General features: G+C 34.9%; 22 protein-coding genes. 13 read left to right on the top strand and 9 right to left on the bottom strand.

Annotation, left to right across the window (positions count from 1 at the left end; all coding sequences use genetic code 11):
- The 12 genes from NK213_RS14170 to NK213_RS20680 form a co-directional block, all read left to right on the top strand.
- Positions 1 to 522: TOBE domain-containing protein (locus NK213_RS14170; RefSeq protein WP_253350272.1), on the top strand; the 522-nt coding region annotated here is incomplete at its 5' end.
- Between the two features lie 102 nt (positions 523 to 624).
- On the top strand, positions 625 to 2,310 hold the full coding sequence (locus NK213_RS14165; RefSeq protein ID WP_253350268.1) for an alpha-amylase family glycosyl hydrolase: 1,686 nt from the start codon (positions 625 to 627) through the stop codon (positions 2,308 to 2,310).
- Positions 2,311 to 2,333: 23 nt separating this feature from the next.
- Positions 2,334 to 3,653, top strand: coding sequence for an ABC transporter substrate-binding protein (locus NK213_RS14160; RefSeq protein ID WP_253350266.1), 1,320 nt, complete (start codon positions 2,334 to 2,336; stop codon positions 3,651 to 3,653).
- A 90-nt stretch (positions 3,654 to 3,743) separates the two neighbouring features.
- Complete coding sequence (locus NK213_RS14155; protein ID WP_253350264.1) at positions 3,744 to 4,622, top strand: carbohydrate ABC transporter permease; 879 nt, start codon at positions 3,744 to 3,746, stop codon at positions 4,620 to 4,622.
- A complete protein-coding gene (locus NK213_RS14150; RefSeq protein WP_253350262.1) occupies positions 4,609 to 5,460 on the top strand; it encodes a carbohydrate ABC transporter permease in 852 nt (283 codons plus the stop codon). Before NK213_RS14155 ends, NK213_RS14150 begins: the two co-directional genes overlap by 14 nt.
- Positions 5,461 to 5,567: 107 nt before the next feature.
- A complete protein-coding gene (locus NK213_RS14145) occupies positions 5,568 to 6,629 on the top strand; it encodes a zinc-binding alcohol dehydrogenase (RefSeq protein WP_253350261.1) in 1,062 nt (353 codons plus the stop codon).
- Position 6,630: 1 nt separating this feature from the next.
- On the top strand, positions 6,631 to 7,425 hold the full coding sequence (locus NK213_RS14140; protein ID WP_253350260.1) for a sugar phosphate isomerase/epimerase: 795 nt from the start codon (positions 6,631 to 6,633) through the stop codon (positions 7,423 to 7,425).
- Positions 7,426 to 7,434: 9 nt separating this feature from the next.
- Complete coding sequence (locus tag NK213_RS14135; RefSeq protein WP_253350259.1) at positions 7,435 to 8,481, top strand: Gfo/Idh/MocA family protein; 1,047 nt, start codon at positions 7,435 to 7,437, stop codon at positions 8,479 to 8,481.
- A complete protein-coding gene (locus tag NK213_RS14130) occupies positions 8,478 to 10,757 on the top strand; it encodes a glycoside hydrolase family 65 protein (RefSeq protein ID WP_253350258.1) in 2,280 nt (759 codons plus the stop codon). The genes NK213_RS14135 and NK213_RS14130 overlap by 4 nt, the downstream gene beginning before the upstream one ends.
- Before the next feature lie 94 nt (positions 10,758 to 10,851).
- Entirely contained in the window at positions 10,852 to 11,496 is a 645-nt protein-coding gene (pgmB, locus tag NK213_RS14125) for a beta-phosphoglucomutase (RefSeq protein ID WP_253350257.1), read from the top strand.
- Positions 11,497 to 11,637: 141 nt separating this feature from the next.
- A complete protein-coding gene (locus NK213_RS14120) occupies positions 11,638 to 12,762 on the top strand; it encodes an NADH-dependent flavin oxidoreductase (protein WP_253350256.1) in 1,125 nt (374 codons plus the stop codon).
- 292 nt (positions 12,763 to 13,054) lie between these two features.
- A complete protein-coding gene (locus NK213_RS20680; protein WP_253350255.1) occupies positions 13,055 to 16,900 on the top strand; it encodes an autotransporter domain-containing protein in 3,846 nt (1,281 codons plus the stop codon).
- Positions 16,901 to 16,971: 71 nt separating this feature from the next.
- Here NK213_RS20680 and NK213_RS14110 read toward each other — a convergent pair whose 3' ends face one another.
- The 8 genes from NK213_RS14110 to NK213_RS14075 all read right to left on the bottom strand — a co-directional run bounded on the left by NK213_RS14110 (position 16,972) and on the right by NK213_RS14075 (position 24,502).
- Positions 16,972 to 17,919 carry an AEC family transporter gene (locus NK213_RS14110; protein ID WP_253350254.1) on the bottom strand — a complete coding sequence of 316 codons (948 nt, stop codon included), beginning with the start codon at positions 17,917 to 17,919 and terminating at the stop codon, positions 16,972 to 16,974.
- A 46-nt stretch (positions 17,920 to 17,965) separates the two neighbouring features.
- Positions 17,966 to 18,667: a hypothetical protein gene (locus NK213_RS14105; protein WP_253350253.1), complete on the bottom strand. Its 702-nt coding sequence runs from the start codon at positions 18,665 to 18,667 to the stop codon at positions 17,966 to 17,968.
- A gap of 47 nt (positions 18,668 to 18,714) precedes the next feature.
- On the bottom strand, positions 18,715 to 19,707 hold the full coding sequence (locus tag NK213_RS14100; protein WP_253350252.1) for a helix-hairpin-helix domain-containing protein: 993 nt from the start codon (positions 19,705 to 19,707) through the stop codon (positions 18,715 to 18,717).
- A 27-nt stretch (positions 19,708 to 19,734) separates the two neighbouring features.
- Entirely contained in the window at positions 19,735 to 21,390 is a 1,656-nt protein-coding gene (locus tag NK213_RS14095) for an AAA family ATPase (RefSeq protein WP_253350251.1), read from the bottom strand.
- A gap of 172 nt (positions 21,391 to 21,562) precedes the next feature.
- Positions 21,563 to 22,414 (bottom strand): transporter substrate-binding domain-containing protein, encoded by an 852-nt coding sequence (locus tag NK213_RS14090; protein ID WP_253350250.1) that lies wholly within the window; start codon positions 22,412 to 22,414, stop codon positions 21,563 to 21,565.
- A gap of 2 nt (positions 22,415 to 22,416) precedes the next feature.
- Positions 22,417 to 23,166: an ATP-binding cassette domain-containing protein gene (locus NK213_RS14085; RefSeq protein ID WP_253350249.1), complete on the bottom strand. Its 750-nt coding sequence runs from the start codon at positions 23,164 to 23,166 to the stop codon at positions 22,417 to 22,419.
- Positions 23,167 to 23,199: 33 nt separating this feature from the next.
- Positions 23,200 to 23,856 (bottom strand): amino acid ABC transporter permease, encoded by a 657-nt coding sequence (locus NK213_RS14080; RefSeq protein WP_253350248.1) that lies wholly within the window; start codon positions 23,854 to 23,856, stop codon positions 23,200 to 23,202.
- Positions 23,849 to 24,502 (bottom strand): amino acid ABC transporter permease, encoded by a 654-nt coding sequence (locus tag NK213_RS14075; protein ID WP_253350246.1) that lies wholly within the window; start codon positions 24,500 to 24,502, stop codon positions 23,849 to 23,851. The genes NK213_RS14080 and NK213_RS14075 overlap by 8 nt, the downstream gene beginning before the upstream one ends.
- Positions 24,503 to 24,711: 209 nt before the next feature.
- Between NK213_RS14075 and NK213_RS14070 the strand changes: the two genes are divergently transcribed.
- Entirely contained in the window at positions 24,712 to 25,146 is a 435-nt protein-coding gene (locus NK213_RS14070; protein WP_253350244.1) for an Rrf2 family transcriptional regulator, read from the top strand.
- A 187-nt stretch (positions 25,147 to 25,333) separates the two neighbouring features.
- Here the strand turns inward: NK213_RS14070 and NK213_RS14065 are convergent, their stop codons facing one another.
- Entirely contained in the window at positions 25,334 to 25,534 is a 201-nt protein-coding gene (locus tag NK213_RS14065; RefSeq protein ID WP_253350242.1) for a hypothetical protein, read from the bottom strand.
- Positions 25,535 to 25,612: the final 78 nt, after the last annotated feature.

Below are 25,612 nucleotides of genomic sequence, written 5' to 3'. Positions count from 1 at the left end.
ACCCATGATCAGGTGGAAGCAATGACAATGGGAGACAGAATATGTGTGCTGAGGGAAGGTAAAATAATGCAGGTAGAGACTCCGCTGAATCTTTATAACCATCCTGCGAATAAGTTCGTGGCGGGATTCATAGGATCGCCTACAATGAACTTTTTGAACGGGGTAATAGAAGAAAGAAACGGAAAAATGGCACTTGCGATAAAAGATACAGTACTGGAATTTCCTGAGATTATGAAAGAAAAAGTAAAAGCCTATATAGGAAAAGAAGTGGCATTCGGAATAAGACCGGAGCATATTACACTAGGACATGATGGTGACAGCAATGCACTGAAAGGAAATATACTGGTAAAAGAACAGATGGGAAATGAAGAGATAGTATACTTTGACTGCGGCGGAAATCAGATAACAGCAAGGCTGACGCTGAATCAGGAAGATAGTCTGCGGCTGAAAGACAGCGGAATATTCAAACTTGATATGGAAAAATGTCATTTATTCAGCAGTGATTCTGAAGAAGCTTTATGATCACAGCACTTTGAATAAATGCTTTCAGAATAATAAGAGTACAGCTTATATCTGCCGAACGCAGATAAAACAAGCGGTTAAAACAGAAAGGAGCTTATAAAATTGGGAATAATTAAAGAAAGAATGACAAAAGTATACGGCGAAGAAACAGCCGAAAGATATACTCAGATAATAGAAACAATGATAAGTAATGCCCGAAAAAAACAAACAGCTAAGAAAAAAGAAAAATGGGATGAAAAAGATGTTCTCTTGATAACATATGGAGATCAGATATACAGAGACGGTGAGAAAACACTGAAAACATTTGATGATTTTTCCGGGAAATATTTTAAGGATGTATTTGAATTAGTACATTTTCTTCCATTTTTTCCATATTCATCAGATGATGGATTTTCTGTAATTGATTATAAAAAAATCCATGAAAATATGGGTGACTGGAATGATATAAAAAAAATAGAACAAAATTTCAGACTGATGTTTGATTTTGTATGTAATCATATATCCGCCAAGAGTGAATGGTTTCAGGAATATCTGAAATGTAATCCCGAGTATGATAATTTTTTCATAGAAATGGATAAAGATACTGATGTAAGTCTGGTTACAAGACCAAGGACACATCCGCTGCTGTCTGCTTTTGATACAAGCTGCGGAAAAAAATATATATGGACAACATTCAGCGATGATCAGATAGATCTGAATTTTGAAAATCCGGAGGTTCTTATAAAAATGCTGGATGTCCTGCTTTTTTATCTGGAAAAAGGTGCAAGCTGGATAAGAATGGATGCAGTAGGTTTTATGTGGAAAGAGCTGGGTACAGCATGTATACACCATGAAAAAACACATGAAATAATAAAGCTTTTCAGGGATGCAGCAGAACAGGCAGCTCCCGGAGCCATCCTGATAACAGAAACAAATGTCCCTCACAAAGATAATATTTCATATTTTGGAGACGGTACAGACGAGGCGCAGATGGTTTATCAGTTTCCCCTTCCGCCGCTGGTGATTTACACAATAATGTACGGAGACAGTACGGTAATCAGCAGATGGGCTTCAAATCTTGAAGTTCCCAGTGATGAAGTAACATACTTTAATTTTCTCGCTTCGCATGACGGAATAGGGATAAATCCTGTAAGAGGAATAATTGAGGAGGAAAAAATACTGAGAATGGTAAAAAATCTTGAACAGGAAGGTGCGTTAGTTTCGTATAAGAAAAATACAGACGGCTCGCTAAGTCCTTACGAGATAAATTCCTCATATATAAATGCAGTATCCAAAAAAAATGATACAGATGATATAAAAGTAAATAAATTTTTAAATGCACAGGCTGTTTTACTGGCATTTAAGGGGGTGCCGGCAGTATATGTACACAGTATACTCGGTTCGCAGAATTATTATGAAGGTGTAAAAATCACAGGAATGAACCGTACTATAAACAGAGAAAAGCTGGAATACGAAAAGATTACCTCAGAGCTTGAAAATAAAGATGGAATCAGATGTAAAATTTACAGTAAACTAAAAGAACTGATAAAATCGAGAAAAGCGGAAAAAGCTTTTAATCCTGATGCAGAGCAGAAAATAGAGAATTACGGCAGTGATGTATTCTCTTTTATTAGAACATCTGTAGATAAAACAGAGAAAATACTGGTTATTAATAATATTTCAGATAAAGAAGTTTCGCTGGAAATTCCTTACGAAGTGAAGCGTGCAGTGGCAGCTGAGAATTCTACAACAGAAGGAAATCATATTAAGTTAGATCCTTATGGATTTACATGGCTGGAAATTAAATAATATTTATATAAAGGAGAGAAATTATGAAAAAAATAAGTATGAGGTTAATGATATTGTTTATTGGAATTATTTTTCTGACTGCCTGCGGGAAAAAAGAAGATGCGGGAACAGGTGATACAGCTGGGGCAGCAGGCGGACAGGTAACTGTGGAATTTATGCATTCAATGGTGGAACAGGAAAGACTTGATCAGATAAATGAAATAATAGCAGAATTTGAAAAAGAAAATCCTGATATAAAAATAAAGCAGATACCGGTGGACGAGGATTCTTACCAGACTAAGGTAACTACTCTCGGATCAAGCGGAAAACTTCCTGCGGTAATAGAAGTAAGCAATGATTATGCAAAAGTAATGGCAAAAAATGAATTTGTAGACTATGAAGCGGTAAACAAAGTAATACAGGATAAAGGAGCAGACAGCTTTTATGACGGTGCATTAAGAGTGTTAAAGACAGAAGACGGTGCGAATTATGCCGCTGTACCTATAAGCGGATGGGTACAGGGTGTATGGTATAACAAAAAAGCCTTTCAGGAAAAAGGTCTTAAAGAACCTGAAACTTGGGAAGATATTCTTGCAGCAGCAAAAGCATTTAACGATCCTGCCAATAAAAAATACGGTATAGCTCTCGCTACAGCAAAAAGCGTAATGACAGAACAGGTATTTTCACAGTTTGCGTTATCAAACGGAGCAAATGTACTGAACGGAGAAGGAAAAGCAGCTCTTGAGACTCCTGAAATGAAAGAAGCAATAGAATATTACAAAGAACTGGCAAAATATACAATGCCCGGTTCAAATGACGTATCACAGGTAAAGGATGCATTTTTGAACGGGTCAGCACCAATGGTTATTTACTCTACTTATATTCTTCCGGCTGCTTACAAAGAAGGAATAACAGATGATTTAGGATATGCTGTACCTACTAAGAAACAAGGAGCAGCTTTTGGAGTGGTATCTGCACTTACTATAACAAACGGACTTGATGAAAAACAAAAAGCAGCAGCAGAAAAATTTGTGGCATTTATGCTGAAAGACCAGTCAAATGCAAAATGGATACTTATGTCGCCGGGAGGGCTTCAGCCTGTGATAAAATCAGTAGCAACAAGTCCTGATTACACATCTAACGAAGTAGTAAAAACATTTGCGGCATTTAGCGCCGATCTTACATCTTCATTTAATAATCTGCAGATGTTCGGTGTAGTAGACGGGAAAAATTTCATAGTAATGGGTGACATTACCAACGCAGGAATTATAGGCGGAATGATAAATGAAATAATAGTAAACAACAAAGATATAGCTGCGGGAATGAAAACTGCACAGGAAGAAATATCTGGAATTACAAAATAAAAAACGACAGAATCGGTATAAATTTTCAGATTATACTGATTCTGTGTTTATATAAAAACAGGGCAACAAAATAAAAAATAGGAGAAAATCATGAAAAAACCTAAAGTTTATAAGGATACAAAGCTGGCCGTGGCACTTCTGGCACCAAGCATATTATTAATAGTTCTTTTGATAGGTTATCCTATGATCTATAACTTTATAATAAGTTTTCAGAAAATTCCTTTAAATCCAAGACTGGCACCAAAAATAGTGGGAATAAAAAATTATTCTACGGTAATAACAGATGTAAATTTCTATAAATCGCTGTTTCTTACTGTTTTGTACACATTTTTTTCTGTAGCCGGAAGCACTGCAGTGGGTCTCGGCGTAGCAATTTTCGTAAACAGAAATTTTAGATTTAAAGGAACGGCAAGGTCTCTGATAATACTTCCTTATATAGTCCCTTCTATATCTTTGGTATTTGCATGGAAATATATGTTTAATAATATATACGGAATCATAAACTACATGCTTGTGGATAAACTGCATATTTTGTCAGAGGCTCCGCTGTGGTTTGATAATCCTACAAGTGCTTTTATACTGGTAGTATTATTTTCTATATGGAAGTTTTTCCCGTATGCGTTTTTATCATTTCTGGCAATACTGCAGACATTAGACAGCACATTGTATGAGGCGGCTGAAATAGACGGGGCAAACAGGTGGCAGCAGTTTCTTGCTATTACCATCCCTTGTATAAAACCTGTACTTATGGTGGTAATAACATTGAGAACCATTTGGGTATTTTATATGTTCGCAGATGTATACCTGCTCACAAAAAAAGTAAATATACTGGGAGTATATCTGTATGAGATGGCTTTCGCAAGAAATGATCTCGGTAAAGCGGCGGCAATTTCAATACTGCTCTTTGTAATAATATTTGCGTTTATAATATTTATAAGAAAGAAGGTGGATATAAATGAACAGAAATAGTAAAACAGCAAGAAAAATAAATAAAATAATATTTTATGTATCACTGATATTTATGCTTTTCATAATTTTATTTCCTTTTATAATTATGCTGTCTACATCATTAAAAGGTGCAAAAGAAGCTATACAGTATCCGCCGACAATAATACCAAGAAATATAACATTTGAACATTACAGGGATATATTCAATCCTAAGATATTTCCGTTTTTGAATTATTTTAAGAACAGCCTTCTGGTAGCAGTATTTACAGCAATAATATCTGTAGCTGCGGGGATATTCGGGGGATATAGTTTATCAAAGCTGAATTTCATGGGAAAAACAATTATAAATGACAGTTTCTATACTGTATATATGTTTTCTGGGATTCTTCTGGTAGTACCTCTGTTTAGAATTATGTCAAAACTCGGACTTCACGATACAAAAACAGCATTGATAATAACACTGGTGGTACAGACGCTGCCAACCTCAATTTATATGCTGAAAAGCTACTTTGATACTATACCGAAAGATCTGGAAGAAGCAGGGATGATAGACGGGCTGAACAGAATACAGGTCATTTTCAAAATAATAATACCGCTTTCCTTAGCGGGAATTGCTTCAGTATTTATATACTGTTTTATGATAGCATGGAATGATTACCTGTTCGCAGTAGTATTCATATCTTCACCCGAATACTTCACACTGCCTATAGGACTTAATGCATTATTTAATACGCCGGATTATATCTGGGGAAGAATGATGGCGGCATCGCTTGTGACAGCACTTCCGGTAGTAATAATGTACGCAGTATCGGAAAAATTCATAAGGGGAAATATGGTAGCCGGCGGGGTAAAAGGATAATTTTATCCGACATCAGAAAAAATATTCTGTACATTGGTTTATATTTATATAGTTTTAACAGGTATAAAAAATAAATTTTAGAAGATAACAAACAGGAGGAAAAAATCATGAAAGCATTAATTGCTACAGCACCCAGAAAGGCTGAATTACTGGATTATGAAGACAGAGAAACAGCAGACAACGAAGTAAAGGTAAAAGTGGAATTCGCTTCGCCGAAACATGGTACAGAAGTGGTGGATTTCAGAGGACTTAGTCCTTTTATAGATGAAGACTATGATCCTGAATGGCAGATTTTCAAAAAAAGAGGTGAAAGTGAAGCAAGAGGTGTGGTTTTTGGAGAATTTAACCTTGGTAATATGTTTGTGGGAAAAATTACTGAAAAAGGAAAAAATGTTACAGAATTCGAGATAGGAGATACTGTATGTTCATATGGTCCCATAAGGGAGACACAGATAGTAAATGCAGTGGATAATTATAAATTAAGAAAACTTCCAGAAGGTGTTTCATGGAAAAATGCAGTGTGCTATGATCCTGCACAGTTTGCTATGAGCGGATTCAGGGATGCTAACGTAAGAGCAGGAGATTATGTAGTAATAATCGGTCTTGGCGCAATAGGGCAGATTCTGGTACAGCTTGCCAAAAAAGCCGGGGCAAGAATAGTAATAGGTGTAGACCCTATAAAAATAAGAAGAGATATAGCGGCTAAACATGGTGCAGATTATTGTTATGATCCTACGACATGTGATGTAGGTCTTGAAATAAAAAAAGTTACGGATAAAATGGGAGCAGACTCTATAATAGAAACAAGCGGAAGTATGCAGGCTCTTCAGTCATCGCTGAAAGGACTGGCTTACGGAGGAACAATATCATATGTGGCATTTGCAAAACCATTTCCTGAAGGGCTGAACTTCGGGCGGGAAGCACATTTTAACAATGCGAAAATAGTGTTTTCAAGAGCTTCAAATGAACCAAACCGTGATTACCCAAGATGGGACAGAAAAAGAATAGAAGAAACATGCTGGGATCTGTTAATGAGAAATTATATTGAATGTGAAGATATAATAGACCCTGTGGTGAACTTTGCGGACTCGGCAGAAGCATATGAAAAATATGTGGATCAGCATCCTGATTTAAGCATAAAAATGGGAATAATAGTAGGAGGAAAATAACATGTTAAAGATTTGTACACAGGATCAGGCTTTTTTACCAAGAGGCCTGAAAGAGAGATTCAAAAAAGTAAAGGAAATGGGATTTTACGGATATGAGATAGACGGTTCATTACTGCTTAATAATCTTGACGAAGTAAAAGAAGCTGTCAAGGAAACAGGACTTCCCGTAGTGAGCGCGTGCGGAGGATACAGAGGCTGGATAGGTGACTTTATAGAAGAGAGAAGATTAAACGGGATAGAAGATATACAGAAGATACTGGAAGCTTTGCAGGAAATAGGCGGAAAAGGGATAGTAGTACCTGCTGCATGGGGAATGTTTACTTTCAGACTGCCGCCGATGCAGTCACCAAGAAGTGAAGTCGGTGACAGAAAAGCTATACTGGATTCACTTGAAATATTGGATAAAAAAGCAGGAGAAACTAATACTACAGTATTTCTCGAACCACTTAACAGATATCAGGATCATATGATAAATACTCTTGCTGCGGCAAGAAGTATAATAGAAGAAGGAAAATTTCAGAATGTAAAAATAATAGCAGATGCTTATCATATGAATATAGATGAGGATAATATGTTCCAGTCGCTTATAGATAACAAAGACCTTGTAAAACATGTACATATTGCTGAAAATCACAGATTTCAGCCCGGTACAGGAAGCATGGATTTCAAAAAATTGTTTAAAACTCTGAAAGATATAAATTATGACGGATATGTAGTGTATGAGTGCAGAATAAGAGGAGAGAATCCTGAAAAAGAATATCAAAAATCACTGGAATATCTGAAAAGCTGCGAATAGGAGATTTTTATGTCTAAATTAAAAGTAGGAATAATAGGGGCGGGTCAGATAGCTGAAACAGTTCATATAGCAAATTATCAGAAATATCCCGAAGAATTGGAAATAACAGCAATTGTGGATACTGTTCCTGAAAAAGCCCGTGCAGCAGCAGAAAAGTATAATATACCTCATTATTTTTCCACTGCAAAAGAGATGTTTGAGACTTTGAAGCTGGATATTGTAAGTATATGTACACCAAATAAATTTCATTATGAAAATGTAGTGCTGGCACTGGAAAATAACTGTAATGTATTTTGTGAAAAACCGCCGGGGATAAAGGCAGATGAAGCATTGGGAATGCTGAATCTGTCAAAGGAAAAGGGCAGAGTTCTTGCTTATAATTTTCATCACAGACATTCTCAGGATGTGGAATATATGAAAAAAGCAATAGAATCAGGGCAGCTTGGAGATATTTATTACGGGAGGATAAAAGCCCTCAGAAGAAGGGGGATTCCCGGATGGGGCGTTTTTACAAATAAGGAATTGCAAGGCGGCGGACCGCTTATCGACCTTGGTGTTCATATGCTGGATGTGGCGTTATATCTCGCAGGATTTCCTAAAATAAAGTCTGTTTCTGCTTTTTCGTATACTAAAATAGGAAATAAAAAAAATAAAGGGACTTTAGGGGAATGGAATCCTGAAAAGTTTCAGGTGGAAGACTTTCTCACAGGATATATAAAATTTGAAAATGGAGGGGTTTTAAATCTGGAAACTTCGTTTGCACTGAATATAAAAGAGAAAACTACTATAATGAATGTAGAGTTATTCGGTACCGAAGGCGGAATGAATCTCTCGGAAATGGAAATTTATACAGAGGTTAACGGTGAACTGGCAGATATCAAAAAAGCAGTTACAGCAGATGAAAATAAACAGGAAAAAAGTGTAAGGGACTTTATTAATGCATGTCAGGGAGATAAAAACTCTCTTATTACAAATGCCGAAGAAGGCTATGAGATACAGAAACTGGTAGAAGCACTGTATACTTCAGCTGAAACAGGACAAGTGATAGAGTTATGATAAATAAATGGAGAATAGAAGAAACAAAATTTTCTGAGAAAACATCAGGAAAGCACGAAGCATTAATGACTTTAGGGAACGGTTATATGGGAATAAGAGCGGGATTTGAAGAGGATTACGCGGGTCAGTGCCGGGGATTTTTTATAGCCGGTACTTATAATAAAGCCGGACTGAATGAAGTAACCGAACTTCCTAACATTGCTGATGTGACAGCATTCGATATTATTATTGATAATGAAAGATTCAGCCTTCTTATGGGTAAAGTGCATGAATACAGCTTTGCTCTTGATATGAAAACAGGTGAGCTGAAAAGGGAGCTTATCTGGGAAAATTCGGGAAATAAGAGATTCAAAATGATTTTCAGAAGATATGTATCTTTGGAAAACAGACATCTTGTGTGTTCAAAGATAAGCATAGAGGCTCTTGATGAAGGTGCAGAAGTGAAAATAAAAAGCGGTATAGATGCCAGACAGACAAATTCAGGTGTACAGCATTTTTATGAAATTGAAAAAAGAGTATATGAAGATAAATTCATGCAGTATATTCAAAGAACCACTGAAAGCAGCGTGGATATATATTTAAATACATTTCTGAAAGTGAAGCCTGATTTTAATAAGTCTTTTACCATAGAACGCCGTAAACTTCTGGAAGAAATATCAGGAATAATAAGAAAGAAAGAAATTTTGGAAATAGAGAAAATCTCTTTGGTTTATACTTCTCTTGATAAGGAATTCAACGCGGAAAATACCGATATAGGGTTGTATTCACTGGAAAAAATAAAAGAACTGGAAAATAGCACATATGATGAGTTATTTCAAAAGAGTTCTCAGAGTTGGAAGGATTTTTGGGAAAAAAGTGAAATTAAAATAAAAAGCAGTGATGAATTCGATAGTCTTGCAGTAAATTTTTCATTATATCATATGCAGATTATGACTCCGTTTCATGATAACAGGTTCAGCATAGCAGCGAAAGGTCTTACTGGTGAAGGCTACAAGGGACATGTCTTTTGGGATACTGAAATATTTATGCTTCCGTTTTTTCTTTATACTAATCCGAAAACAGCAAGACAGCTTTTGGAATACAGATATATCAATCTTGATGAAGCTAAGAAAAAAGCAGTTTCAAAAAATTTCAGAGGTGCTTTATTCCCTTGGGAAAGCGCTTTTGACGGAAAAGAAGAAACTCCGGAATTCGCAGCAATAAATATAAAAACCGGAAAAGCAAACAGAGTGTGGTCTGCTGAAAAAGAGATACATATAGTGGCAGATATAGCTTATGCAGTGATAGAGTATTTTCATGTAAGCGGAGACAGTGAATTCATGAAAAGTATGGGGCTGGAAATACTTGCTGAATGCGGGAAATTCTGGGTAAGCAAGGCTGAAACAGATCCGGAAACAGGTAAATATGTGATTAAGGATGTAATAGGGCCTGACGAATATACAGAGCATATTGATAATAATACATATACTAATTATATGGCAGAATACACTGTTTCCAGAACAGTTGAATTATTTGAAAAACTTAAAAGTACAGATAATGGCTTATATTTAAAATTATCAGAAAAATTAGGACTTGATAAAGAATTGCCGTTATTTAAAGATTTTACACAAAAAATTTATCTTCCGAAGCCTGATAAAAATGGAATTATTCCGCAAGATGACACTTTTCTTTCAAAAAAAATAATAGATATCGGCAAATATGTGGAGAGTGACTCGAAACAAGGGATTTTGAAAGATTATACACGTGATGAGGTCGTGGATATGCAGGTATTGAAACAGGCAGATCTTGTGATGTTTCTGTACTTGTTTAAGGATAAATTCAACAGTGAAATAATCAGAAAAAACTGGTATTATTATGAAAGCAAAACAATTCATGATTCATCACTAAGTATGGCAATTCATGCAATAACAGCTTTATATTTCGGAGAAAAAGATATCGCTTATAAATGTTTTCAGAAAGCCTGCCTTATAGACCTTGGTTCGAATCCAAACTCTTCAAATGACGGAATACACGCCGCATCTCTCGGAGCTGTATGGCTTGCATGCATAAAGGGATTTGGCGGGGTAAGTGAAAATAACGGAGTTCTCAGCATAAATCCTCTGCTGCCTGATGTCTGGGAAGAACTGGAATTTCCTCTGGTATTCAGGGGGAAAGGACTGCGGGTAAAGACATGTAAAGAATATACAGAGTTAACTTCTAAAAGTGATGATATTTTAGAGGTGTATATTAATGGCAAAAAATATGAATTAAAGGACTATCTGAAAATTTCATATTAATAAATGAGAATAAAATTATAACTAAAGTGATCGAATAATAAATAAACAGTTTGGCAATATCAGTCAGGCTGTTTTTAGAAAGAGAGAATTAAGCATGAAAAAAGGAGTAATATTTGATCTTGACGGAGTAATCGTAGATACGGCGCCGTTTCATTACCTTGCTTGGAAAGAAACAGCTGATAAACTGGGGATACAAATAGATGAGGAATTTAATGAAAGTCTGAAAGGGATAGACAGATATAATTCACTTCAAAAGATACTTGACTTTGGAAATGTAGTATTGGAAGAAGATGAAAAAGAAAGGCTGATGAAGGAAAAGAATGACAGATATCTGAAATTGCTGGACGGGCTGAATAAAGACAGCATTCTTCCGGGGATAGAGGTTTTTATATCAGATTTGAAAAAGAGCGGGTATAAACTGGCATTGGCATCAGCTTCAAAGAATGCACCCCTGATTCTGAAAAAAACGGGATTACTTGAATATTTTGATAATATTGCAGAACCCGGATCTGTGAGAGCAAAGCCGTTTCCTGATATTTTTCAGAAAGGGGCAGAGCTGCTCGGACTTGATACAGCTGAATGTGTGGGGATAGAAGATTCTTATGCAGGGCTTCAGGCTATTAATGATGCCGGCATTTATTCCATAGGAATAGGAGATGCGAAGATTTTATCTGCTGCGGATATGAATTTGAAATCTACAGATTTTCTGACTTTGGAATTAATAAATAATATTGTTTAAAAAAATTAATAACTTATTGAAAAGGTTTGTGGTTAAATTATGCACAGCCTTTTTATTTTTTACTTCCTTATTTTTTATATATCTGTTATAATTAATTATGATTGTATGAACAAATTTATTTGGAAAGCGAGGGTAATTATAATGAAAGAAAAGTATAAAAACTTATTTATTCCAATAACTTTAAAAAATGGTGCAGAGGTAAGAAACAGAATAGTAATGGCGCCAATGACGACATTTTCCGGGAATCCTGACGGAACAGTCTCTGAACAGGAGCTGAAGTATTATAAAAGAAGAGCAGAAGGACTGGGGATGCTTATAACTGCATGTATAGGAGTTTCACCGGGAGGAATTGCATTTCCGGGACAGTTTACAGTATTTGCGGAAAATGCTGATGAGAATTTAAAAAGATTATCAGAGATAATTAGAAATAAAGGAACAAAAGCAGTTTTGCAGATACATCACGGCGGAAGAATGGCGGTGCCGGCTTTAGTCCCCGGCGGAGAAGTAGTAAGTGCAGGAAATATTCCAAGTCCAAGGACTCCTGATGTAATTCCGAGAGAATTACATGAGGCTGAAATAGACCAGATTATAGATGATTTCGGGAAAGCAACTAAAAAAGCTATAGATACAGGTTTTGACGGAGTGGAGATACACGGGGCAAATACTTATCTGATACAGCAGTTTTTCTCGCCGCATTCAAACAGAAGAACTGACAGATGGGGCGGAGACATAAACAAGAGAATGCTTTTTCCTATGAAAGTAATAGATAAAGTAAAGAGAGTAGCCGAAGAGTACGGGAAAAAAGACTTTATCGTAGGATACAGATTTTCTCCGGAAGAAATAGAAACACCGGGAATAAGAATAGAAGACACTCTGGTTTTAGTGGAAAAACTTATAGGTAAAGATTTGGATTATATCCACATCTCGCTTCAGGATGTACATGCAAAGCCAAGTATGGGTTCAGGATATGACAAATCAATGGTAGAAATGATCGTTGAAAAAGTAAACGGCAGAGTACCGGTAATAGCTGTAGGAGGTATTCATACACCTGATGAGGCTTTGGAAGTAGTCGGCGGCGGTGCGGATATGACAGCACTGGGCAGAGAACTGATAATAGAGCCTGACTGGGTGAAAAAAACAGAGGAAGATCATGAAGATGAAATAGCTGTAAGGCTAAATCGCAGTTTTAAAGAAAAACTGGCGATACCTGATGATTTATTTAAGCAGATAGAAAATACAGACGGATGGTTTCCTTTTGAGAAATAAGAAATAATTTGAAAAAAATTTAAATATTTACATATTAAGATTATGAGATCTATAATAAGGCTCATAATCTTTTATTTTTATTTCCTGAAAAATCATTTTCAAATGATGTAAAGCTTAGAAAAGAATTTTAATGTAACAGGACTGTAACATTAAAATTAACGGATTATTTTCTTTTGGTTGTTTTTCATATAATTGAGTTGAAATTCCAAAATTGTAAATGTTATAATTAAAATATAAGATAGAAATAAATTAATTGTTTTGAAATAAAATTAAAAACAGGAAGTGAGTTTAAGTGAAAGAAAAATCAAAAAGAGTAATGAATGTAATTTTTTTATTGCTGGCTGTAAATTCTATTTCTACAGCTAAAGAAGCTAAAGATGAAAATGAATTTATTATGTTAGGTTCAGAATATAAAATGTCTGATAAAAATGGAAATAGAAGATTGAAAAAATCATCTGGCACAAATCTGAGAAATGAAATAAAGATTCCGGATATGTCAGAGTACACAGATAATTTGGGGAAAGATGAAGGAGACAAAGATAGTAAAGCGGAAGATTTGTCTGATGATTTCGAAAAAGAAGTAAAAGATGAAGAAAAAAATATAGTTGTGGTCAAAGAAAATGAAGTAATTAAAGCAGAAAAGAAGGTTTTGGGCAGTCTGATTAATTATGAAACAGCAGGAAATGTCAGGGCAGATGACAATATTGCTTTATGGGCAATAGATAATAATACAAATGTAGTAAATAAATATATCATAGAATCGTATTATACAGACAATGAAACGAAAAATTTCTCTGCAGAAATATCACAAAATGCAAACTTTATAAATGAAGGAACAATAGCCGGGAATAAAGGAGGAGTCTCACTTCATTCAGGGGCAGTGATGACAAACAATGGGACAATCAGCAATACTGGTGATTATGGAGTATATACAGAAGGAGCCGGGAGTGTATCTGTGAATTCCGGTATTGTCAGAAATGAAAAAGCATATGGAATGGTTGCAAAAAATGGAGGGAAAGCTGTAAATGAAGTAAACGGAGTAATAAGCAACGGGACTGACTATGGAATGTATGCAGAAGAGACAGGAAGTATTGTTCAGAATGACGGAATTATAACTAATGCAGGTAACAGAGGAATACAGGCAGTTTTGGGCAGCACAGGAATAAACGGCGAAACAGGAGTGATACAGAACACAGGTAATGCAGGGATGTATTCTGAATCCGGAAGCAGCATATCAAATTCAGGAAGAATAGAGAACGGTGGATTTCACGGTATGTACATTACAAACAAAGGAACCGGGAAAAATGCGGGAACTATAGCTAATAAAAGAGATAACGGAATAACAGTAATAAATGCCGGTTCAATTGCTGTAAATGAAGAATCAGGAGTTATATCTAATAACGGAAGATATGGTATGGATATAGAAAATTCAGCAATGGGAATAAATAACGGATTGATAGCAAATAGCGGAACATTTGGAATATATGTGAAAAACGGAGCTCAGGGCTATAATAACGGTACGGTAAGCAATGAACAAGATTACGGAGTATATATAACGGGAGGAAATGCCGTATTTGTGAATGAAACAGCAGGAGTAATTTCCAACAATGGAAAATACGGTATCCATGTTATAGGTACAGGAAATGCAGTAAATAAAGGAATAATAAGTAACACACAGGAATACGGAGTATATGTTACAGAAGCCGGTTCTTCTTTTGTGAATGATGAAACAGGAACTGTGGCTAATACAGGAAAATACGGCGTTTATATAGCACAGGGAACAGGAGAAAATAACGGAACATTAAGAAACATCGGGGATAACGGAATGCATATAATTGATTCCGGAACAGGGACAAACAGGGGAGTTATAGTAAATGAAGGGATTCACGGAATGTATGTAGGAAATGAAGGCAGAGGATATAATTATGGTACGGTGCAAAATACACAGGATTACGGAGTGTATGTACTTGGAGCCGGTTCTATATTCGTTAATGAGAGCAGCGGTATAGTTTCGAATGATGGAGCAATTGGTATTCATGTGAATTCGGGAGCTGAGGCGGAAAATTACGGACTGGTGAATAACAGCAATGAATATGGTATGTATGCCTCGGAAAATTCTATTGTAACTAATAAAGAAACCGGGTTAATCTCTAATACCGGAAGTATTGGAATGTTTGCAACTGTAAATTCTGATGCGGTAAATATGGGAACAATAGAAAATCAGGGAAGCAGAGGAATGTATCTGAGAAATGACTCCAGAGGTATTAATGAAGGAGTAATCAGAAATACTGGTGATCAGGGTGCAGTGGCTGTGGCAGGAAGTATAATAACAAATTACGGAACAATAGAAAATACAGGGAATTATGGTATACTTCTGGATAACGGCGGAAGAGCAGTAAATAACGGAATAATAAGAAACGGCGGAAATTACGGTATATATTCTAAAGAATCTGATACTCCGACAACAGTGGTAAATAATGGAACAATACATTTGACTGGTAAAAATAAAACAGGTGTGTATGTAAGCAATACTGATTTTACAAATAACGGAGTAATAAGAATAGACGGTGAAAATGCCACAGGAATAAAAGCAGAGAATTACAGTATTGTCAGAATAGGACAGAATTCACAAATAATTCTTAATGGAAATGATCCTGTAACTCAGGAGAATACGGACTATGAAGATAAAACAAGTGTAAATACAAATAACTCTAATTCAGGCGGTAAGGCTTATGATTTGGACAGTACATCTACATTGGTAAATGCCGGAACTATATTAGCCTCAGGCAGTTTTACAATAGAAAGTGAAGGGAAATTTATATTAGATACTCAGACAGGCGGAATAGAGGCATCTACATTGAATTTAGAGGGAGATATGTATGTAAATGCAGAAGGAACCATGAATTCATCAGAAGACAGTTATATTTTGGAGAATGTGAAGGTAAATGATATAAAAGGATCAGGCAGTGTAGTATCAGATTCGTATCTTTTCACAGCTTCAGTGGAAAATGAGTCAGATGAATATAGTATGACAATGAAAAGAAAAGATTTTGGTGAGGTATTCAGCGGCGATCTGGGAAAAGTGCTTGAAAGTAATTATTCCGGTTCAGAAAATAACAGCGAAAAAAATAACTTGTATAATTCTTTGAAGAAAAATGTAACTTCAGAAGCAGCGGCACAAAAAGCTCAGGAAGAAATAACCGGAGAAAGTGTGGTGTCTAATCTGACATATCAGCAGTTACAGCAGAATAAAATACTTGAAAACGGCGTGTTTGAATTATTAGATAAAAAATCAGATGTTAATCAGGGATTTTATTTAAACTTTCTTGGAGGAAATACAGAGGCTGATACAAAAGAGAATACTATGGGTTATGATGGTGACAGCTTTGGATTCACAGCAGGAATGATGAAAAAAACAGGAGAGAATACATCTGTGGGAGGATTTATCGGGTATCTTAATTCCAATGTTGATTACAAAGACAGCTGTAAATCAAGCCAAGATACAGATACATGGACAATAAAAGGAGCTGTGGAACAGGTAATGACCGATAAACTTGTATGGACAAGTACCCTTGGTTATAATATATCAAATACAGATACAAGCAGAAAAATAACATATGATAATTCAAACAGGGAAGTAAAAGGAAGTTTTGATTCATGGTCTGTAAATGGAAAAACACAGCTGAAATATACTCATGATATAACAGACAGAATAAATCTGAGACCAATGGCAGGAATAAGTATTGATTATTTATCACAGGACGGATATACAGAAAGTGGGACTAATTACAGTATGGATGTGAAACCGTCGGATGCTTTCTCAGTTAGACCGGAAATAGGACTGGAATCAGAAATGACTGTGTTTAAAAATGGGACTTCCAGTTTTAAGGTAGTACCAAAAGTAAAATATTCATACGAAACAGGAAATCCGTATAAAGACAGAGATATAAAGTTTGCGGGCTTTAGTGATACAGTGGTACTGGAATCAAGAGAGGCAGGAAGAGATGATCTGAATCTTGGGTTGGGAATAGAGTATGGATTTAAGGATAAGATAAAATTATATGGTGAATATAATAAAGGAATATCTGACGATAATGATAACCAGATGATAAAAGCCGGATTTAGAATATCGTGGTAATTGGCGGAGTTAGAAATGGATATGGTGAAGGCAGTGTGGGTAACACTGCCTTTTATAGTAAATTCAAAATATCATATAACCCCAAAACTCTTAAAAAGATAAATTCCCAGAGTATTGGTAAAAGCTGTAATAATCGTAGAGAATATAATAATACTGGCTGCGAGGTCGCTGTCTCCGTCCATAATAACACTGAGGATATACGAACTGATAGCCGTGGGAGCTGCTGCCATAACGAATATAATAATAAGGTCTCCGCCTCTAAGTCCTGATAATATAGCAAAAAAGATAACTACAGAAGGAACTATAGTTGTTTTTAATAAAGCTGCCAGAAGAGCGGGTTTTAATTTTGTTCCTGCATTCCTAAAGCTGAAAGAGCCTCCAATAACAATAAGTGCAAGCGGAGTAGAGATACTTCCGAGAGACTCAAGCGGTTTATCCAGAAGATAAGGAATCTTTATGTTCAAAAGAGAAAAAACTATACCAAACATAATAGATATAATCAAGGGATTTTTCAAAACATCCATTAATATTCTTTTTATTTTCAGCTTTTTCTTTTTTGATGAACGTATAGAAAGTATGAAAACAGAAAGAATATTATATATAGGAATAACAAACATAATCACAAGTGATGTTTTGGCAGCACCTTCATTTCCAAGAATACTTATTACCATAGGAATTCCTATAAAAGCAAAATTTCCTCTGAAAGACCCCTGAACAAAGGTTCCCACTGAACTTTTGTCTTTAAATAAGAGTTCGGCTATAAGCCAGACAGACAGAAAACTAAGTGATGTAGCGGCAGTAATAAATAAAATAAACTTCAAATCTATTATTTCATGAAAATTAGTCATAGCAGTAGAGCGAAATAAATACGCTGTAATGGCAGCCATATAAACAAATTTATTAGCAGTACTGATAAAATTTTCATTAATTAGATTTATGCGTTTAAAAATATATCCCAGTGAAATCATTATAAAAACAGGGAGAACAGCGTTTATTGTAAATATGAAATTATCAATCATAGAACCCCCTTTGTTAGTAAGATTACTTTATTATTTATTTTATGGCTTATTGTTGTTGTTTATCTTCAAATGAAAAATCAATTCTTCGTTCCAGTATTTTAGCATTACGTTCATTAAGTCCGAGTTTATTCCGCAGGTCACCCTCATTTCTAAAGCCGCTTCCCAGTTTTCTTTCCAATATAATTTTTCTGACTAGTTCTTTTGTTATAAATGGAAGATCAGCGAGTTTTTCTTCAGAATCACTGTTAATCTTGATTTTTTCTCCGTTATACTCGAGATATTCATCTTCAATATTTTCAGTATAAATATCAGGTTTAGAATTATCTGAATTAGTAAAGACAGAAGTTTTTACGGTGCTTTCTAAGGAAACAGGCAAACTGTTTCTTATTAAATCTTCCAGATTTTGATTACTCATCAGATATATTTTTTTGTTATTTAAAGAGTTAGTGTCCAGCTGCCTTAACATTATAAGTCTTTTTTTGTATGAAGGGAAAGTCTTGACTGCGAAAAGTAATCCAAAGACATAACCTGTTAAATACAAGAATAATACAGTATTTGTAATAAAAGAAATATTTAAATTTATAAAAATAGAAAGAAAAATAAGCAGCAAGTAAAAATGACCAACTTTTATATATTTCCCGGATTTTGATTTTATACCAGCATGATAAAAAATTATGACGTTAAAAATACCAAAGGCTGTGAGAAATACCCATAGATTAGATACGGATTTTTTATTTTCTGAATTCATAAGTTCTCCTTTTGATCTTTCATTATTTTAGTAAATTTATTTATATTCTATATATCAAGAATTCTTTTGTTTTTTTGTTCACTGCTGTTGTCAGCATTTTTATTTTCAAATTTTCCAAATATAATTTTATTTTGAAGTTTTGAAATTATATACGGGGTTAAAGTTACGAGGGTCTCCAATTCATCAATAGAATTAAAACCATTTGCCTGATCTCTTACAGAAATTATTCGCTTGGCGATTTCCGGAGTGATTTCTGGTAATAACAGTAATTCAGATTCAGAAGCAGAATTAATATTTATTTTTTCGAAATTATTATCTTTTATATCTGTTGTTTCCTGAAACGAAGTCTTTTTTGATGGCGTTTCTGTTATATTCTCAACAAAGCTGTCATGAAAACTGCTAACTTCGTCACCGTTCTGGAATACCCGTTCTATCCGGGTTTTGCTATAAGATCTAGTGTTTACTGTAAATTCAGATTCAGAAGTAGAATTAATATTTATTTTTTCAAAATTATTATCTTCTATATTCGGTGTTTCCTGAAGCGGAGTCTTTTTTAACGGCGTTTCTGCTCTATTCTCGATAAAGTTATCATTATAACTGCCAGCTTCGTCAGTATTCTGGAATACCTGTCCTGTTTGAATTTTGTTATAAGATTTAGTATTTACCAAGTGTTCCAATTCAATATTATTAAGATTACCTATATTATGGTTCAATAAATCAGAAGGAGTGAGTTTCCCAAGTAAAACAAGCCTCTTTCTGTAGGAACTTAATGTTATAAAACTGTATAGAATACCAAAAGGATAACCAAACAACGCAAAAAAAGCTAAAATTAATGACAGTATATACCAGTTAAATGAGACAGATAGTATGAAACTTGTGCTTATTATAAGATAAAAGTGCCCCACATAAATATATCTTTTATCTTTGGAATCTAAACCGGCATAATAAAATAAAATCCAGTTAAAGATTCCTAAGAAAGTGAGAAGAGCCCAGATGATAAGTGGTTTTTTTGCTTTTTCTTCATTATAACTATAATTCATAAAATACTCCTTTAAATTTTTATATGATTAGAAATCTAACATCCGTCCGCCGCGGCTGACGATAACGTTATATTCTCCATTACTGGATTCTGTTTTTGTATTATCAGTGTAGCCGCTAAGTTCACTTTTCGGAGTAGTATTTACAGCTCTTGTATCAGCCCAGTTTCTTAGATTTCTGATTATTTCAGGCTGTGTCACCGAAAGAGGAACTGTGAATTCTATAATTTTTATAAAATCGGATATTTGTACTTTTTTATTTTCTGAATATGCATTATATAGTGTTTCTATGACGACCTGCTCTATTTCTGACCCGGTAAAGCCCTCTGTTATATCTGAAAGTTTTGTGAGCGTGCCGTCATTCATTTCAAAATCAAGCAAATCAGTTCCTATCTTTTTCTTTATATGAATTGAAAATATTTCTTTTCTTTCACTTGAAACAGGAAGGTCAACAAAGAAAATTTCATCAAGTCTGCCTTTTCTCATCAGCTCAGGGGGCAGATGACTGATATTGTTTGCAGTAGCGACTATAAATACAGGACTTTCTTTTTCCTGGAGCCATGAAAGAAAATTACCGAAAACTCTGCTGGAAGGACTGCTGTCATTAAGATTTTCCACAGCGGGAATACCTTTTTCTATTTCATCTATCCACAAAATACAAGGAGAAACAGCTTCAGCAGTTTTTATTACTTCTCTCATGTTTTCCTCACTGCTTCCTGTCAGACCGTTAAATGTCCTTTCAATATCAAGCTTTAAAAGGGTAGATTTCCAGCTGGCACTGATTGCTTTGGCAATAAGACTCTTTCCGCAGCCCGGAATACCTGCTATAAGAACTCCTTTTGGATATGGAAAATTTCCTGAACTAAGCCAGATTTTTTCTCTTTTGGCAAGCCATTTTTTCAGGTTTCCAAGACCGCCGACCTCAGATAAACCAAAATTATTATTAACCAGTTCAAGAACACTGTTTTTCTTAATAATCTGTTGTTTCTCCTCAGTGATAATTTTTAAGTCATTGATATTCATTTTTCCATCTTTTACCAAAGCTCTGGAAAATGCATTTTCTGCTTCATTTAATGTCAACCCCTGTGCTGCTGTAGCCATACGCATTACTTCATCTTCGCTCAGGTTAATTTCAATCTTTGGATTTTGTGAATTTGCCTCCATTAAATCAATCAAAACTTCCTTTATTTCTTTCACAGTGGGAAGGTTAAAGTCAATAATAGTGACATCTTTTTGCAATTCCACAGGTAAAACAAGAACAGGAGAGACAAAAATAATATTTTTCGGTTTCTTGCCTGTACGTAATTTTGGTGCTAAATCACGCAGTTTTCTTATTATTTTCGAATCAGGAGAATATCTTCCTTCCTGTCCGAAAAAAACATGAAAATCTTTTGCTATAAAAATAGCCGCTTCTTCATATTGTTCTATAAATTCCAAAAAGGAATAAGGAGCGGTAGTATCAGACAGCGGCTGCTTGTCAAAGCTGTCAGTGTTACTTTGTTCGGGTACCAGACCATCAGTCAGTGACCATGTAAAAACATTACGTGTAGTCTTTATTAACTCTTTATTTTGCGCCATGGAGTTAACATGGTCGATAATTCTCTGTTCTTCCCAGGAATTAATATAAAGTAACGGAAATCTGGCTTTTAACAGATCGGAAGTCAGTTTTTCAAACTGCTGTGACATTTTTCCTCAGCTCCTCTTTTATTTATCATTTTGTTTATTTATAAATATAGTTATGAATATTTTATTATTAAAAGTATGAAAAGTCAAGGAAACAACGTATATTTTCGATATTTAAATAAAAAAATAAGACCTTGAGATTATCAAAGTCTTAGATATTATATTTTAAAAAGAATTACTTGAGTATGCCGCCCTCTGTTACAACTTCATCAGGAGAACTTACAGCATCTCCAAAGATGTCTTTTAATTTTTCATCATAAATTTTATGAAGATAGTTCTGTTTTCCTAATTCTGTGAGTTCGTTATTAATCCATTCTCTCAGCTCGTTATTCCCTTTCTTTACGGCAGGCGCAATAGGAGACGGTTCTTCCAGTTTTTCATTAACTATGGTAAATCCGGGATTAGTCTTTGCCCAAGCATAAAGAAGAAGACTGTCATGTGCAAGAGCAGCACCTCTTCCGTCTTTTAGAGCCTGAAAAGCTTCTGTGTTATGATCAAAACGAAGCAGTTCTATATCAGGATAATTTTTAGTGAAAAAGATATCAGCTGTTGTCCCTTTATTAACAATTAATTTTTTACCTTTCAGATCATTTACGGACTTTACGTTGTCTTTATCATTTCCCAGTATCTGTATAGCTACTTTCATATAAGGATTGGCAAAATCAACGACTTTTTCCCTGTCAAGAGTAACAGTCATATTAGCCATAATTATATCTACCTTATCAGACTGTAAAAAGGGAACTCTGCTCGCAGCTTCCACTGGGACGAATTCTATCTTATTTTCATCACCAAGAAGGTCTTTTGCAAACTGTCTTGCCAGCGCAATATCAAAGCCGTCATTTTCGTTTTTTTCATTAATAAAACCAAAAGGCGGTTTATCTGTAAAAACACCAACTTTTAATACTCCTCTTTTTTTGATTTTTTCTATTTCTCCGCTAGTTTTGGCACTATCATCAGCGGCATTTTTATTTCCGCATGATACAAATAAAACTAAAACCATCAGACTTAAAAATAATAATTTTTTCATGATTAATCGCTCCTTTTCATATTTTCTATATATGTAAATTTATTTAAAAACAATTTTGCACGTTCTGTTTCAGGATTCGTAAAGAAAGTTTCCGGATCTTTCATTTCACATATCTTTCCTTCATCCATAAAAATTATTCTGTCTGCAATTGCTCTGGCAAATCTCATTTCATGAGTCACAATTACCATTGTTATACCTTGCCCTGCGAGATCCAGCATAACTTGCAGAACCTCCATCACCATTTCCGGATCAAGAGCGGCAGTTACTTCATCGAAAAGCATTATTTCAGGATTCATGCAAAGTGCTCTTACAATTGCAATTCTCTGTTTCTGACCGCCTGACAGCTCTTTGGGATATGAGTCTTTTCTGTCTGCAAGCCCGACTTTTTCCAAAAGACTTTCTGCCTGTTTAAGCACTTCATTTTTATCTCTTTTTTGAACCTTCAGCGGACCAAGAAGTATATTTTCAATAACAGTCATATTCGGGAAAAGGTCATAACTTTGGAAAACCATTCCTATCTGCTGTCTTATTTTTTCCCATTTTACTTTTTTATCATTTAAATTTATTCCGGAAAATACGATATTACCTTCCTGTATAGGCTCAAGGCCGTTTAAGCAGCGAAGAAGAGTGCTTTTACCGCAGCCGCTCGGGCCGAGTATGACATTTACACTGCCTTTTTTTATATTCAGACTTACATTGTCCAATACTTTCTTTTTGTCATAATATTTTGAAACATTTTTTAGTTCCAACACCGGTTCTGTAATTGTTCTCACCTCACAATAAAATTAGTTTTCCCTTGATTTTTCCAGCTTTCTGGAATAATATGACAATGGATAACAAATTATAAAATATATAAAGAACAGCAGGGCATATATAAGGAATGCACTTTTTGTCCTTTCGATTATCTGCTGTCCCTTTTTTACTACATCAACTACTCCTATAAGGACAACAAGGGAAGTAGTTTTGATAATTCTGGTACTCAGGTTTATGGCAGAGGGAATAACTCTCTTTAATGCCTGAGGTATAAGAACATAATAGTATATCTGTATTTTATTTAATCCGATAGATTTAGCCGATTCAGACTGTATCTTCGGAAGCGACTCTATTGCTCCTCGGACAAGATCTCCCATTTCAGCACTTCCCCACATGGAAAATACCAAAACAGCGGCACCTTCACCAGTAATATTCAGACCTGTACCCATGGGAATCCAGAAAAATACCACAAAGAGCCATACAATAACAGGTATAATCCTGAAAACTTCGAGGTACACTCTGGTAACTATCCGTATAATAATATTTTGGGAATTCATGATAATTCCAAGAATAATTCCGAATATAACGGAAAAAATTATAGAGAACAGGGCAATTCTCAGAGTAACCCACAAACCTTCAAGTAAAGCAGGAAAAATCTGAGCAAGTGTACTGTAGTCAAAATTAGTCATATTTCATCCTTCTTTCTGTAAGATATAGAATAAAAGAGAGCGGCCCAATAAGGATAAAGTATGAAATAACAAGTAAAAACAACATTTCATAAGTTTTGTAATATATTGCAATAAGGCTGTTTGTAGTGTATAAAAGTTCCGCTACTGAAATTGCAGAAACAACAGAAGTTTCCTTTAAAAGAAAAATAAAGTTTGCTCCTATGGCAGGCAGTGCAATACGAAACGCCTGCGGGAATATTACATAGCGCATAAGCTGTTTTTTGGAAAGCCCTATGCTGAGTCCGGATTCTATCTGAACTTTTTCGATAGATTCCAGTCCGGCTCTGAAAGCTTCTGTCATATAGCTTCCGCCGAGAAAAATTATTCCGGTAAGGGCACAGGTATAATTGCTTAGTTTTATTCCAAGTGCCGGAAGTCCGAAATATAAAAAGAAAATCTGTATTAGCAGAGGTGTATTCCTTGAAACTTCTACATATACAGCGACAATTTTATCCAGTATTTTTATTTTATAATAAATAATAACGCTGTTTATTATGCCTAAAAGAACAGAGCCGGCTATTCCGAGCAAAGCTATCTGAAGCGTAAGCACAGAAGCTTTTACAAATAACGGGATCTGTTCTTTCATAAAGATAAAATCTAATTCCATAACCTCTCCTGTTTCTAATTCATAGTTTTTTAGTATGATTTATTTTATATGATTGTATATGAAAAGTCAATTTAAAAATATATATTTTATAATATAAATAATGAATGTATCAGATAAATCCTAGTTATTTGATATGAATTAAAAAATGTGATATAATGTTTCGCGTAGTCAATGATTATATTTTATATAAATAATAAAGGTGATAATAAATGAGAATATCTACTAAAGGCAGATATGGACTGTATCTGATGATGGAACTTGCAGGGAACTGCACCAAAAGCAGATGTACATCCTTAAAAAATATAGCAGCCAGTCAGGGTGTTTCGGAAAAATATCTTGAACAGATAGTTCAGATATTAAATAGGGAAAAACTGCTCGTAAGCACAAGAGGTGCATACGGAGGTTACAAGCTGGCCGGCAAACCGTCGGAAATATCTGTGGGAACAATACTAAGATGTCTGGAAAAAACCATAGATATACCTGAGTGTGAGGAAACTGCAGATAAATCAGTTTTCGTATCAATAATCTGTAAAGAAGTATATGACAAAATAGACGAAGCAGTAAGTAATCTTCTGAATAACATAACTCTTGAGGATCTTCTGAATAAATATGAAGAAAATTACACGCTTGATTATATAATATAGGGTGTCTTTAATGAGACATCTTTTTTTGTGCGCTTGAAAATAACCCTGAAAGCAGGGGAGTATTGGAGCATGCTAAAAATATACAGCGGGAATCTGTAAAACGGGTGGCGGCGGTTATTTATTCAGCACTAAAATATCACACAGGCGGGGTGTTTTATTTTTTCTGTTTTTTGTTTTTTTGGTTCTGTCAGAGGATTTTTTTCATTTTGTCAGGGTCTTCTATGATGAAGTTATAAAACGGGGTAGTCTTTTTTATTTTATTACATCTTTTTTCGGGAGTTTCTTCTTCCTCATTCTGATTGTTTTCAAAAAGACATAATCCTGCCGCTGCAAGCAGTATCAGTAATCCGCCTTCAAGTAAAATTTCAATAAATTCTTTTATAAACATAATTACCTCCTTGTATAATATGTTTGTAGTTAAAAAAGCTAAATTAACTACTTAAAATCTTTGTTACTTTATGTAATA

The organism is Sebaldella sp. S0638 (assembly GCF_024158605.1).
Taxonomy (GTDB): Bacteria; Fusobacteriota; Fusobacteriia; order Fusobacteriales; family Leptotrichiaceae; genus Sebaldella.
The sequence above is the reverse complement of the archived record's forward strand: the minus strand, read 5'-3'. Positions and strand labels throughout refer to the sequence as shown.